This is a genomic window from Rhodococcus xishaensis, from assembly GCF_004011825.1.
GTDB classification, from domain to species: domain Bacteria; phylum Actinomycetota; class Actinomycetes; order Mycobacteriales; family Mycobacteriaceae; genus Prescottella; species Prescottella xishaensis.
Window position 1 is genome coordinate 18,191 of the sequence record NZ_RKLO01000002.1, and the last position, 12,952, is coordinate 31,142.

At 68.1% G+C, this 12,952-nt stretch carries 14 protein-coding genes; 7 read left to right on the forward strand and 7 right to left on the reverse strand.

Features of this window, described 5'->3' with window-relative positions; translation table 11 throughout:
• Positions 1–10: 10 nt before the first annotated feature.
• The 5 genes from EGT50_RS04530 to EGT50_RS04550 form a co-directional block, all read right to left on the reverse strand.
• A complete protein-coding gene (locus tag EGT50_RS04530; RefSeq protein ID WP_127951420.1) occupies positions 11–1,660 on the reverse strand; it encodes an ABC transporter permease in 1,650 nt (549 codons plus the stop codon).
• Positions 1,660–2,592, reverse strand: a complete 933-nt coding sequence (locus EGT50_RS04535; protein ID WP_127951421.1) for an ABC transporter ATP-binding protein — start codon at positions 2,590–2,592, stop codon at positions 1,660–1,662. Before EGT50_RS04535 ends, EGT50_RS04530 begins: the two co-directional genes overlap by 1 nt.
• A gap of 170 nt (positions 2,593–2,762) precedes the next feature.
• Positions 2,763–4,823: an ATP-dependent DNA helicase gene (locus tag EGT50_RS04540; protein ID WP_127951422.1), complete on the reverse strand. Its 2,061-nt coding sequence runs from the start codon at positions 4,821–4,823 to the stop codon at positions 2,763–2,765.
• A gap of 25 nt (positions 4,824–4,848) precedes the next feature.
• On the reverse strand, positions 4,849–5,424 hold the full coding sequence (locus tag EGT50_RS04545) for an isochorismatase family protein (RefSeq protein WP_127952119.1): 576 nt from the start codon (positions 5,422–5,424) through the stop codon (positions 4,849–4,851).
• A gap of 2 nt (positions 5,425–5,426) precedes the next feature.
• Positions 5,427–6,761 (reverse strand): nicotinate phosphoribosyltransferase, encoded by a 1,335-nt coding sequence (locus EGT50_RS04550; protein WP_127951423.1) that lies wholly within the window; start codon positions 6,759–6,761, stop codon positions 5,427–5,429.
• 69 nt (positions 6,762–6,830) lie between these two features.
• On the opposite strand from EGT50_RS04550, the gene clpS reads away from it, so the two are divergent.
• The 7 genes from clpS to rdgB all read left to right on the forward strand — a co-directional run bounded on the left by clpS (position 6,831) and on the right by rdgB (position 11,961).
• Positions 6,831–7,184, forward strand: coding sequence for an ATP-dependent Clp protease adapter ClpS (gene clpS / locus EGT50_RS04555; RefSeq protein ID WP_127951424.1), 354 nt, complete (start codon positions 6,831–6,833; stop codon positions 7,182–7,184).
• 41 nt (positions 7,185–7,225) lie between these two features.
• Positions 7,226–7,798 (forward strand): oxidative stress transcriptional regulator AosR, encoded by a 573-nt coding sequence (aosR, locus tag EGT50_RS04560; protein ID WP_127951425.1) that lies wholly within the window; start codon positions 7,226–7,228, stop codon positions 7,796–7,798.
• Positions 7,795–8,910, forward strand: coding sequence for a P1 family peptidase (locus tag EGT50_RS04565; RefSeq protein WP_127951426.1), 1,116 nt, complete (start codon positions 7,795–7,797; stop codon positions 8,908–8,910). Before aosR ends, EGT50_RS04565 begins: the two co-directional genes overlap by 4 nt.
• A 100-nt stretch (positions 8,911–9,010) precedes the next feature.
• The gene (locus tag EGT50_RS04570; RefSeq protein WP_235870623.1) at positions 9,011–9,595 is read left to right on the forward strand and encodes a rhomboid family intramembrane serine protease; all 585 of its coding nucleotides are present in this window, start codon (positions 9,011–9,013) and stop codon (positions 9,593–9,595) included.
• A gap of 156 nt (positions 9,596–9,751) precedes the next feature.
• Positions 9,752–10,510 (forward strand): cyclic nucleotide-degrading phosphodiesterase, encoded by a 759-nt coding sequence (locus tag EGT50_RS04575; RefSeq protein ID WP_127951428.1) that lies wholly within the window; start codon positions 9,752–9,754, stop codon positions 10,508–10,510.
• Positions 10,511–10,570: 60 nt separating this feature from the next.
• A complete protein-coding gene (rph, locus tag EGT50_RS04580; RefSeq protein WP_127951429.1) occupies positions 10,571–11,353 on the forward strand; it encodes a ribonuclease PH in 783 nt (260 codons plus the stop codon).
• Complete coding sequence (rdgB, locus tag EGT50_RS04585; protein WP_127951430.1) at positions 11,350–11,961, forward strand: RdgB/HAM1 family non-canonical purine NTP pyrophosphatase; 612 nt, start codon at positions 11,350–11,352, stop codon at positions 11,959–11,961. Before rph ends, rdgB begins: the two co-directional genes overlap by 4 nt.
• A gap of 30 nt (positions 11,962–11,991) precedes the next feature.
• Here rdgB and EGT50_RS04590 read toward each other — a convergent pair whose 3' ends face one another.
• Both EGT50_RS04590 and EGT50_RS04595 read right to left on the reverse strand, forming a co-directional pair.
• Entirely contained in the window at positions 11,992–12,384 is a 393-nt protein-coding gene (locus tag EGT50_RS04590) for a DUF3817 domain-containing protein (protein WP_127952121.1), read from the reverse strand.
• A gap of 17 nt (positions 12,385–12,401) precedes the next feature.
• Positions 12,402–12,821 (reverse strand): transcriptional regulator, encoded by a 420-nt coding sequence (locus tag EGT50_RS04595; protein WP_127951431.1) that lies wholly within the window; start codon positions 12,819–12,821, stop codon positions 12,402–12,404.
• Positions 12,822–12,952 lie beyond the last annotated feature (131 nt).

Genomic DNA, 12,952 nt, shown 5'->3' on the forward strand with positions numbered 1-12,952 from the left:
CGCGGTACGTCTAGGACGGGACGTCGCGGCGTCGGAACCCGACCAACGCGAGCGCGTAAAACGCGACCGCCACGACGACCAGCACGATCAGTGGCGCGGCGTTGAACTCGTCGGCCGGCATGTTGGGTGTCAGGTGGAAGGGGGACGCCCACCCCGTCCAGTCGGGCAGCACCTCGAGGAACATCCCGATCACCAGCATGTAGCCGAGATACGCCCACACCACCGCCAGCAGTCGCGGAAACCACGCGTACACGGCCGCGGTCAGGCCGACCACGGACAGGGTCGCGGGCAGCCCGTTGGCGGCGGCGCCGACGAGTCTGCCGAACATGGTCCCGTCGTCGAGGGTCACGGCGGCGGTGATGCCCATCACGATGCCGGTGGCCAGGACGATGAGCACCGTCACGATCGTGATCACCACAAGTTGCGCACCGAGCCACCTCCACCGCGACACCGGCCTGGACAGAACGTCCTCCGCGCGACCGGCCGTCTCCTCGTTCCGGGCAGACTGCACGGCCGTGAGCGCGTACATGCACGCCATCACCATCAGGATCACCAGGTACAGCGCGAACGCGCCCTGGGTGGCGTTTCCCTCCCCGCCGGGCAACAGCTCTGCCAGACGGGGATCCTGGTCGACGAACTCCGCGACCTGCTCCCCGAGCGCACCGATCGGAACGGCCCACACGACGACGCCGAGACCCCATGCGGCGATCTGATTGCGCTGCATGCGCAGGGTCAGTGTGGTGATCCCGGCCAGCGCTCGGCTGGCGCGGGGCCGCCCGCCGCGCGGCGCGACCAGGCCCGCGCCGACATCGCGCCGACCCACCAGCAGATAGGCGAGTGCGACACCGATGACGACCGCGGCCAGGCCCAGCAGCAGCGGCCACCAGCGTTCGTCGACGTATGCACGGGTGGCTTGCCCCCACCCGATCGGTGACAGCCATGACCAGATGCTGCCGCTCTCCTTCGCGCGGACGTCGCCGACCGCACGCAGCAGGTATGCGACGGCAACCGCGACCAGGCCCAGACCGCTGGCCGTCCGGGCGTGCTCGGTCACCTGGGAGAACAGTGCAGATGTCGCACCGAACGCCAAGCCGACCATGAACACCGACGCTGCGATGTTCCACGACCCGAGCGCCGGCAGCCCGACCGCCGGCAGACCCAGCCCGAGCACGAGGCCGATCAGGAGGTTGGCGAGCAGCACCACCGCCAAACCCGACGTGATCGGCGCGAATCGCCCGACCACGCCCGCGCGCAGCATCTCCGCACGGCCGGTTTCCTCCTCCGTTCGCAGATGCAGCGTCACCAGCAGTACCGACATGATCGCGACCGCGGCCATCGTGATCCCGGCAATCTCGTTCGCGACCATCGCGCCGAGCGTGTAGTCCGAGAGTCCGTAGCCCGGCCCGGCCAGCGCTGTCGCCGCCGGCGACTCGATGAGCGCGGCGCGCGCCTGGCGGGACTCGACCGTGGGATAGAGCGTCCGGTAGCTCGATGCCAACAGCACGGTCGACCCGCCGACCCCGATCACCCATGCAGGTAAGCGGATGCGATCGACCCGCAGCGCCAGCCGCGTCAGTGTCCAGGTGCCGGCGAGTGGATCCGTCGTCGATGCATCGGCGGGCCTCGTGACCTGCTGCGTCCGCTCGACTTGCGTGGTCATCAGCGCTCGATGCCCAGCGAGTCGAACTGGTCGCTGTACTCACGCAGGAACAGGTCCGCGAGGGTCGGCGGATGCGCGGTGATCGTGAGGACACCGAGTCCGGCGAGCATCGACATGACCGAGTCGACCTGTTCGGAGTCGACGGCGAAGGTGATGTGGTTACTGGGACCGTCGGCGCCCCCGTCATCGACGACCTGCAGATTGTGCACTCCCGGCACCGACGCGAGCCCGTCCGGGGACTTGCGGGTGGTCGCGGAGACCGTCGTACGGGTCAGGTGCCGGAGTTCGCGGAGCGTGCCGCTCTGCACCGTCCGGCCGGCGCGGATGATGGTCACGACCTGGCACAGCGACTCGACCTCGGCGAGGATGTGACTCGACAGCAGGACTGTGCGGCCATCACCTGCTGCCTCGCCTATGCATTGCTGAAACACGGCTTCCATCAGCGGGTCCAGGCCCGACGTCGGCTCGTCCAGAATCAGCAGCTGCGCGTCCGCGGCCAGCGCCGCAACAAGTGCGACCTTCTGCCGGTTGCCCTTGGAGTAGGTACGGCCCTTGCGCGTCGGATCGAGTTCGAACCGTTCCATCAACTCCTGGCGACGCCCCTCGTCGAGGCCGCCATGGAGTCGGCCGAACAGGTCTATGGCCTCACCGCCGGTGAGGTTCGGCCACAGATTCACATCGCCCGGCACGTACGCGAGGTGTCGGTGCAGGCTCACCGCATCGCGCCACGGGTCCGCCCCGAGCACCGAGACGTCACCGCCGTCGGCGCGCAGCAGGCCGAGCAGCACGCGGATCGTCGTGGACTTCCCGGAACCGTTGGGACCCAGGAAGCCGTGGACCTCACCCGGGCCCACCTCGAGATCGAGGCCGTCGAGGGCGCGAACGTCGCCGAAGTGTTTGGTGAGTCCGCGAACAGAGATCACCGAGTCCATCGACCGAGCATAAGTCGGCTACGACGGTAGCGACCAGGTTTCACGGTCGCGGGCGACCAAGTTTCACGGTCGCGGGCGACCAAGTTTCACGGTCGCGGGCGACCAAGTTTCACGGTCGCGGGCGACCAAGTTTCACGGTCGCGGGCGACCAGGTTCGAACTCTCGTGGGATCAGGAGGGTGGACGAGCCGCAGCGATCCGGGCGAGCGCCTGCCGCACCACCGTGGGATCGGTGGTCTGCCAGAACGGGGGGAGCGAGGCACGAAGGTAGCCCCCGTACCGGGCAGTGGCCAGGCGTGAATCGAGGACCGCGACCACGCCCTTGTCGTCCACACTGCGCAGCAGTCTGCCCACCCCCTGCGCTAATAGCAGCGCAGCATGGTTCGCGGCGACGGCCAAGAAGCCGTTGCCACCGCGCGAGTCCACCGCACGCTGACGCGCCACCAGCAGTGGATCGTCGGGGCGCGGGAAGGGGATCCGGTCGAGGATCACCAGGCTGAGGGAGGGGCCCGGCACGTCGACGCCCTGCCACAGTGACAGTGTCCCGAACAGCGTCGTCGGCTCGTCCTCGGCGAACTGGCGCACCAGGGTGCCGGTCGCGTCGTCGCCCTGGCAGAGGATCGGCACGTCCAGGCGTTCGCGCATCGCCTCGGCCGCGGCCTTCGCAGCCCGCGTCGACGAGAACAACCCGAGCGTGCGCCCACCCGCCGCGGTCACCAACTCCTCGATCTCGTCGAGGAATCCGGCGGACAGGCCATCGCGACCGGGCGGTGGCAGGTGTCGCGCGACGTACATGATGCCGGATTTCGCGTGGTCGAACGGTGAGCCGACGTCGAGCGAATTCCAGTGCAGTGCACCTGCGTCCGAAGGCGCCTCCTTGCCCGTCGCGGTCGCGGTGTCGCTGCGCGACGGTGACTCCGGCGGCAGGCCCCAGTTCGTTGCAAGCCCGTCGAAGGAACCGCCCACCGTCAGCGTTGCCGACGTCAGAACCACCGTCGACTCGGCGAACAGGCTGGACCGGAGCAGGCCTCCCACCGACAGCGGCGCCATTCGCACCACCCGGCGGACCTGCCCACGGTTGTCCTCGACCGACAGCCACACGACGTCCTTGCGTTTCGCGGGATCCGGCTCGTCGAACCCGGCGAGGACGCGGACGGCGCTGTCGTGGACCTCCTCGACCGCCGATAGGGCGGCATTGCGTGCCGCGGCGGCCTCCGCGTCGGCGGCTGCCATCCCCGGCTTGGACGGTCCGATCGCCGTGCGCACGTTCGAGGCGGCGTCGCGGACCGCGGCCAGCGCAGACCCGACCCCGTCGGGCAGCGCTTCCCAACGGCCGGCCGGCAGCTGCTCGAGCAGTTCGGCCCACCCTTCCGCGGTCGCTTGGAGACGATCGACGTCCCGTTCCCCGACGAGTTTCACGCAGCGGCGGGCCGCGGTGCTGATCGCCGACGCCGCCAACTCCGCCGTCGCGACGCCGGTAACCCGATCGACGAGCTCGTGTGCTTCGTCGATCACCACGACGTCGTGTTCCGGCAGCACCGCAATCCCCGAGATCGCGTCGATCGCGAGCATCGCGTGGTTGGTCACCACCACGTCGACCTGTGCGGCCTCCGCGCGGGCGCGTTCGGCGAAGCAGTCCTCGCCGACGGGGCAGCGGGACTTGCCGAGGCATTCGCGGGCGCTGACACTGACCTGCCGCCATGCCTGATCACTGACCCCGGGCACAAGGTCGTCGCGGTCGCCGGTTTCGGTGTCGGAGGACCACTTCGTCAGGCGCTGCACCTCTCGGCCCAGTCGGGAGACCGCGAACGCGTCGAACAGTTCCTCCTCCGGCGGATCGTTTTGCGCCATGCCGGTGTGGATCTTGTTCATGCACAGGTAGTTGTTGCGGCCCTTGAGGATTGCGAAGTGCGGGCGGCGGCCCAGCGCGGGAGCCAGTGCGTCGGCGAGGCGGGGCATGTCCCGGTCGACGAGCTGCCGTTGCAGCGCGATCGTCGCGGTCGAGACGACGACGGTGCGTCCGGACTGCACGGCATGGCGCGCGCTGGGAACGAGGTACGCGAGCGACTTGCCGGTGCCGGTTCCGGCCTGGACCGCGAGGTGTTCGCCCGTATCGATCGAGTGGGCGACGGCGGACGCCATCGTCAACTGGTTCCGGCGCTCCTTGCCGCCGAGAGAGCGGACCGCGAGCTTCAACAATTCGGGCACGTTCGGCAGCTCAGGCTCGGGCACCGCAACAGGGTACTTCCCGGCCCCGTCAGTCGTGGCTGGTGACCTGCCCCACCAGTTCGACACCGGCGGTATCGAGTTCGGTCAGGGCAGCTGCCACGGTAGTCGGGGACACCCCGGCAGTGAACGCGAGCAGCACACGCGTGCGAAAACCCTCGGTGGCCGCGTCCAGCGCCGTTGCGCGCACGCAGTAGTCGGTGGCAAGGCCGACCACGTCGACCGCGTCGACGTCGTGGCGGTGCAGCCAGTCGGCGAGCGACTCGCCCGACGGGGACACGCCCTCGAATCCCGAATACGCAGCGCTGTACTCGCCCTTCGAGAACACTTCGTCGAACGGCTCGGTCTCGACGGCGGGATGGAACTCGACCCCCGGCGTCCCTACGCGGCAATGCGGCGGCCAGCTGTCGACATAGTCCGGGTCGTCGGAGAAGTGCGGGCCGGGATCGATGTGGTGGTCGCGGGTCGCGACGATTGCCGTATACCCACGCCCCGAGAACAGGTCGTTGACGTCGGAGGCCACCGTGGAACCGCCGGCGACCGCGAGGGATCCGCCTTCACAGAAATCGTTCTGGACGTCGACGACGATCAATGCCCGTCCGGTCATAGTCACCCCTTTCCAGCGTAACGGGTCGGGATGGCCGGGTCGCCGTGCGAGAGTTTGAGCCCTTCCCACGGAAGGCTCACCAGGTTGCGGGCCAGCAGGGCACGGCTGTCCTCGAGGGTGGGTAGGTCGTCGACGATCTTGCCTCCGCGCGCCATTGGAATCAGCAGGTCCCGCGGCTCGAAGTCGCCGGTGTCGGGTGCGGGTTCATTCGCGTGGTAAAGCACCTCCTCGACGATCGTGCCCGACGGGCGGCTCAGCCGAATTGCGCGCTTGGTGCCGCCCAGGGAGTACTTGTGGTCGCTGCGCTTCTCGACCGGGACGCCGTCCACCTCGACGAGCTTGTAGACCATGCCCGCAGTCGGTGCGCCCGACCCGCTCACCAGGGCGGTTCCGACCCCGTAGGCGTCGACCGGTTCGGCCCGAAGCGCGGCAATTGCGTATTCGTCGAGATCGCCTGAGACCACGATGCGGGTGCCCGTGGCGCCGAGTCCGTCGAGTTGGTTCCGGACCTGCCGTGCGAGCACCCCCAGGTCGCCGGAGTCGATCCGCACACCCCCCAAACCGGTTCCGGCCGCGGCGACCGCGTTCTCGATGCCCTGTGTGATGTCGTACGTATCGATCAGAAGCGTCGTCCCCACTCCGAGGGCTGCGACTTGGGCGCGGAATGCGGCCTCCTCGTTCGAGGCGACCTCGGTGGTGTGTAGCAGCGTGAACGCGTGGGCACTGGTGCCCGCGCCGGGGATACCGTGCGTGCGCACCGCCTCGAGATTCGACGTCGCGTCGAATCCGGCGAGATAGGCAGCGCGCGCACACGCTACGGCGGACTCCTCGTGTGCCCGCCGCGACCCCATCTCGATCAGCCGTCGGCCGTCGGCCGCGACCACCATGCGGGCAGCCGCGGACGCGATCGCGCTGTCGTGGTTGAGGATTGACAACATCAGCGTTTCGAGCAGGACGCATTCGGCGAATGTGCCCCGCACCGACAGGATCGGAGAACCCGGGAAGTACAACTCGCCTTCGCGGTAGCCGTCTATGTCGCCTGAGAACCGGAAGTCGCGCAGCCATTCGGTGGTAGTCGCGTCCAGGAACCGGGAGACGATCGCGAGTTCGGGCTCGCCGAACCGGAATCGAGCCAACGCGTCGGGGATCCGGCCCATTCCTGCGACCACCCCGAAGCGACGGCCGTCGGGCAGCCGCCGTGCAAACAATTCGAAGCTGCACGAGCGGTGCGCCGTGCCGTCGGCGATGGCCGCCTCGAGCATTGTCAATTCGTACTGGTCGGTGAGGAGCGCGGTACTCGATCGCGGGCCGGCGGACTCTGCGTGAGGGGTTGCCACGCGGCCAACTTTACGATTCGATTGCTGGCGCGGGTGTCGAGTTCGGTGGTCACGCCGTACCCTGGAGCCATGGCGCCGTGCTCCACAATGACTCTCGCGACCGCAGCTCCGGTCGGGAAGATGCCTGCTGCAACACCCCAGATCTCCCCGGTCGAGTCCGAGATCGAGGAAATGACCGAGGCGCTGGATCGGCCCTGGGTAACCGTCGTTTGGGATGATCCGGTCAACCTCATGCACTACGTCGCATACATCTTCCAGAAGCTCTTCGGCTACAGCAAAGCCAAGGCGACAGACCTGATGATGCAGGTCCACAACGAGGGCAAGGCTGTCGTTTCGAGTGGTTCGCGCGACAAGGTCGAGAACGACGTGCGTAAGCTGCACGCGGCCGGCCTGTGGGCCACGATGCAGCGCGACAGCAGGTAGACGATCATTCATCGCTGACCGTAAGGATCTCGGGGACAAACGTGCGGACTTGGACGAGGAAGAACACGTTCGGCGGCATGAGGTTGCGTTCGGAGCTGGACGCGCACGAGGCGACAGTCCTGAGGTCGTTGGTGACGTCGGTGACCGGACTCCTCGAGGAACGCGCCGCGTCGGCGCCTACCGACGAACTGGCCGCGCTCACCGGCATGCGGACCGGCAACACCGAGACTCCTTCGGACGCGGTTCTCGCTCGGCTGTTGCCCGACTTCCAGCGGGCCGACCCCGACGCGCCCCCGGACCCTGAGCAGGGCAACGTCAACAGCGCCCTGCGCGGCCTGCACGAGCCGGAGATCATCGACGACAAGGTTGCCGCCGGTGCGGTCATCCTGGAGACGGTGCCTGCCGAGGGTGGCAAGGTCGCGCTCACCCCGGAGCAGGCCGACTCGTGGCTCGTCGGGCTCAACGACCTGCGCCTGGCGCTCGGCACCAATCTCGGGATCGACTCCGACACCCCGGACGAGTTGGAGGAAGGTGACCCCCGGGCCCCGCACCTCGACATCTACCACTGGTTGACGTGGATGCAGGACTCGCTCGTCCAGGCGCTGGCGTCGTGACGGCACCTGGGAGTTCGATCGTCAACGGACCCTCGGATTCCCTGTGTGATGTCGCTGGCGTCCTCGTCGGCCACGATCACCGACTCGATGCCGATGCAGCTTTCGGCTCCGGTGCAGCGACCGGATGCACCGTCGTGCGTGTTCCCGGCGGCGCGACGGGTGGCGTCGACGTGCGTGGCGGCGGTCCCGGTACCCGTGAGACCGACCTGCTCGACCCCAGCCATTCGGTGCAGCGGGTCGACGCGGTAGTCCTCTCCGGGGGCAGCGCGTACGGCCTGGCTACCGCGGACGGCGTCATGCGCTGGCTCGAGGAGCACGATGACGGCATCCCGATGGGGGCACCAGGCCAGGTGGTCCCGATCGTGCCTGCCGCGGTGATCTTCGACCTACCGGTCGGAGACTGGAACATCCGGCCCACGGCGGAGTTCGGCTACCGGGCCGCAGACCGAGCGGGTGGCACCGTGGAGACCGGATGTGTCGGGGCCGGTACCGGCGCTCGCGCAGGTGCCCTCAAGGGCGGTGTCGGCACGGCGAGCTCGGTGATCGAGGGTGGACCCGCGGACGGTGTGACCGTCGCGGCTCTCATGGTCGCCAACCCGGTTGGCTCGGTGTGGGATCCGGATACGGGGCTGCCGTGGGGTCTGTCGCTCGCGGATGCCGAACGACGCGGCATGCGGCTGCCGTCCCCCGACGAGCTCGCCGCCGCGAACGTACTGGGAGGGAAGCCGGGAGGCCTCGAGGTCCTCAACACGACAATCGGTGTGGTCGCGACCGACGCGAAACTGTCCAAGGCATCGTGCCGCCGCGTAGCGGTGGCCGGGCACGACGGCTTGGCTCGCGCGATTCGGCCCGCACACGCACCCCTCGACGGTGACACGATCTTCGCGCTCGCGACCGGAACCCATGAGGCGCCGTCGCCGGACGGGGTGCCGTCGGCGTTCCCGCTCGAACTGCCGCTACTCGACGCGGTGTGCACTGCGGCGGCGTCCTGCGTGCAACGCGCGATCGTCGACGCGATCCTCTCGGCCACAACGGTTGCGGGTATTCCGAGCTACCGGGATGTGTTCCCCTCGGCATTCGGGGGTGCGTTCGGGACTGCCACGCGGACCTGACGGTCTTCGGCGGCGGTCGCCTGTGGTTTGCCCCGGTAGGCTCGAATCCGTGACAACTGGATCCGACCTGCACAGGAATCAGCCGCATGTTTCGCGCCCGATGTGGCAGCGCGCGGCGATGACCGTCGGTGGTTTCGTCGTGGTGTTGTATGCACTCGAGGCCATCGACACGATCGCGGGCAATCGGCTGGACGCGTGGGGAATCCGGCCGTTGACCCTGGACGGTTTGTGGGGAGTGGCGTTCGCGCCGATGCTGCACGGCGGTTGGGGCCACCTGGTCGCCAATACGATCCCGCTGCTCGTGCTCGGATTCCTTGTGTTGATGTCGGGTATCGGTCGCGGACTCGCGGCCACCGGACTCATCTGGCTGATCGGCGGCCTGGGCACGTGGCTGACCGGTGGTCCCTACCTCCACCTGGGCGCCTCGGTACTGATCTTCGGTTGGCTAACTTATTTGCTGGTTCGCGGCATCTTCACGCGCAGCGTTGGCCAGATTCTTCTCGGCGTCGTCGTCTTGTTCGTGTATGGGGGCCTGCTGTGGGGCGTGCTGCCCGGACAGAACGGAATTTCCTGGCAGGGGCACCTGTTCGGTGCGATCGGCGGCATCGTGGCGGCATGGGCGTTGTCGGCGAACGCTCGGCGGGGGCGCCGCGCGACGGCCGGAGGTGTGCCGCCGTTGCCGTGACTCGATGGCCGACCTCCTCGACGACCGAACTGGCTCGGTCGTCACAGCGTCGGACGGCGAGATGACACCTCACAGTCCGGAGTGGGATGTGAGTTGACACCGCCGAACGGCGGGGTTACTTCCTGGTTGCCGGGTGACCGTGGCAGCATGGTTTGCATGCGCATTACGGTCCTGGGATGTTCGGGGAGCGTCTCCGGACCTGACTCGGCTGCTTCGGGCTATTTGCTGACCGCGCCGGCAACCCCACCCGTCGTGATGGACTTCGGCCCGGGTGTTCTCGGCGCACTGCAGCGGCACGCCGATCCGGGCGAGGCCGTGGTCCTGCTGTCGCACCTGCACGCCGACCACTGCCTCGATGTCCCCGGTCTCCTCGTGTGGCGTCGCTACCACCCCAATCCCCCCACCGGCCGCGCCCTCGTCTACGGCCCCGCCGACACCGCCTGCCGCATCGGTGTCGCCTCCGCTGAGTGCGGCGGCGAACTCGACGACATCTCCGACACCATCGACCTGCACAGCTGGTCCGACCGGCACGTCGCCGAGATCGGTGAACTCTCCGTCCAAGCCTTCCAGGTCAACCATCCGCCGGAGTCCTACGGCTTCCGTGTGACCAGCGATACCGGACGCATCCTGGCCTACACCGGCGACACCGGGATCGGTGATTCCGTCGTCGACCTGGCCACTGGTGCGGACGTGCTGCTCTCGGAGGCGTCGTGGACCCATGGACCCGACCGTCCCAAGGGCATTCATCTCTCCGGTACCGAGGCCGGCCAGGTCGCCGCCCGCGCTGGCGTCGGCGAACTGCTGCTCACCCACATCCCGCCATGGACGTCCCGTGAGGACGTTATCGCCGAGGCCAAAGCCGAGTTCTCCGGGCCGGTGCATGCGGTGTCCACCGGGGACGTCTACACAATCTGACGTCTCCACGATCTGACGCCGCACCGTCCCCGTCGGGCCTGACGACTAGGCTCTCCAAACGTGACGACACGAGACGACGGTAGGGCGGACGACGAACTCCGCGAGGTTCGGATCACACGCGGCTTCACGAGCCATCCCGCGGGTTCGGTGCTGATCGAGTTCGGCAACACGCGGGTCATGTGCACCGCGAGCGTCGAGGAAGGTGTCCCGCGCTGGCGTACGGGTTCCGGGCTCGGCTGGCTGACCGCGGAGTATGCGATGCTGCCGGCCGCGACCCACACCCGCAGCGGCCGTGAGTCGGTGAAGGGCAAGGTCGGCGGCCGGACTCAGGAGATCAGCCGGCTCGTCGGCCGCTCGCTTCGGGCGTGCATCGACCTGGCGGCGATCGGCGAGAACACGATCGCGATCGACTGCGACGTGCTGCAGGCCGACGGCGGCACCCGTACCGCCGCCATCACCGGCGCTTACGTCGCGCTGGTAGACGCTGTGACCTACCTGCGTGCGGCCGGTCGTCTCGCCGACCCGCAGCCCATCTCGTGTGCGATTGCCGCCGTCAGCGTCGGCGTCGTGGACGGCCGTGTCCGGTTGGACCTGCCGTACGAGGAGGACTCGCGCGCCGAGGTCGACATGAACGTGGTCGCGACCGATACCGGCACACTGGTCGAGATCCAGGGCACCGGCGAGGGTGCAACTTTCCCGCGATCGACACTCGACAAGATGCTCGATTCGGCGCTCGCCGGGTGCGAGGCGCTGTTCGAAATTCAGAAGGTTGCGCTCGCCGAGCCGTACCCGGGTGTGCTTCCGGAGTCGACCGAGCCCAAGAAGAAGGCGTTCGGAAGTTGACCGGACGGATCCTCGTCGCCAGTCGCAACGCCAAGAAGCTACGTGAGCTGCGGCGCGTACTCGCCGCCGCCGGCATCGAGGGCCTCGAGGTGATCGGCCTCGATGAGGTTCCGGAATTCCCCGAGACCCCGGAGACCGGAGCAACCTTCGAGGCGAACGCGATCGTCAAGGCGGTCGACGGCGCCGTCGCCACCGGTCTGCCGTGCGTCGCCGACGACTCGGGTATCGAGGTGGACGCGCTGCGCGGTATGCCGGGTGTCCTGTCGGCGCGGTGGAGCGGCAGCCACGGCGACGACGACGCCAACACCGCACTGCTACTCAGTCAGCTGTCAGACGTTCCGGACGAGCGGCGGGGCGCAGCCTTCGTGTCTGCCTGCGCACTCGCGATCCCAGGACGGGATCCTGTGGTGGTGCGTGGCGAATGGCGGGGGCGGATCGTCCGCGAGCCGCGTGGCGAGAACGGGTTCGGGTACGACCCGGTGTTCGAGCCGGAGGGCGAGAAGCGGACGTCGGCCGAGCTGTCGCCCGAGGAGAAGGACGCGGCCTCCCACCGCGGACGGGCGCTCGAGCAACTGGTGCCGACGCTCGCCCGGCTCGCGAAGGCGTAGGGAGGCTGGAGTCTGGGGAGAGGAGGCCCCTCAGACCCCGAAATCCTTCTTGACCTGGACCGTGCGCCAGTGCTCGACGAAGAAGGACAGGAACGGAACGGTGCCGGCGAGTAGCGTCCCGATCGTGCGGCTGGCGGGCCAACGGACCTTCACTGCGAGGTCCATCGTCATGATCAGGTACACGAAGTACACCCAGCCGTGCACGATCGCGATCCAGTTCGGCAAGTTCTCGACACCGATGATGTACTTGGCCACCATTTCGGCGGTCAAGACGAGGAGCCAGATACCGGTCGCGTACGCCAAGATGCGATAGCGCAGCAGAGCGGAGGCGACCTTTCTGTTTCCGGCCTTCTCGTTTACTGGGGCTGTTTCTTGGCCTGGGGCAGCCGGTGGCGCTGATTCGGTGGTATGAGACTGGGTCATCTCATCGGGGCTGCCGCTCACTTGTCGCTCCTATCGGGCTCGCGAGCCGACAGCTCGGCGAGGTAATCGTTGTACTCGAGCATCTGCCGGGCCTCTGGGTCCTCGAGATCCTCCGTGGTCGTCACTGATTCGACCTTCGGGCGCTCCGGTAGCAGACCCTCGGGAACATCGGTCGGCTGGTCGCTTGCCGCACCCGTCGCCGGGCCGCCGGCGCCGTCCTGTTCGCGGTCGTCCTCCAGTTGGACGAAACGGCGGTAGGCGTAGACCACGAACGCCGCGAACAGGGGCCACTGGAGGGCGTAGCCGAGGTTCTGGCCAGTGCCGCCGACGGACTCGAATCGGGTCCACTGCCACCAGCCGAGCGCTAGGCATCCGCCGGCTGCCACGACGACCAGCACGATCAGTGCGGGTCGGCTATGTCGACTGGTTCGGGCCACATATCGAAGGTACCCGAGGTGGGATGTCGCCCCGTGAGGTGCTGGGGTGTTCCGGACCACTGAGCTGGCTTACTCAGGGCCGCTTGACCTGCGTTTCCGTTCTGCGGATGTCGTCTGGCAGAATGAACGGC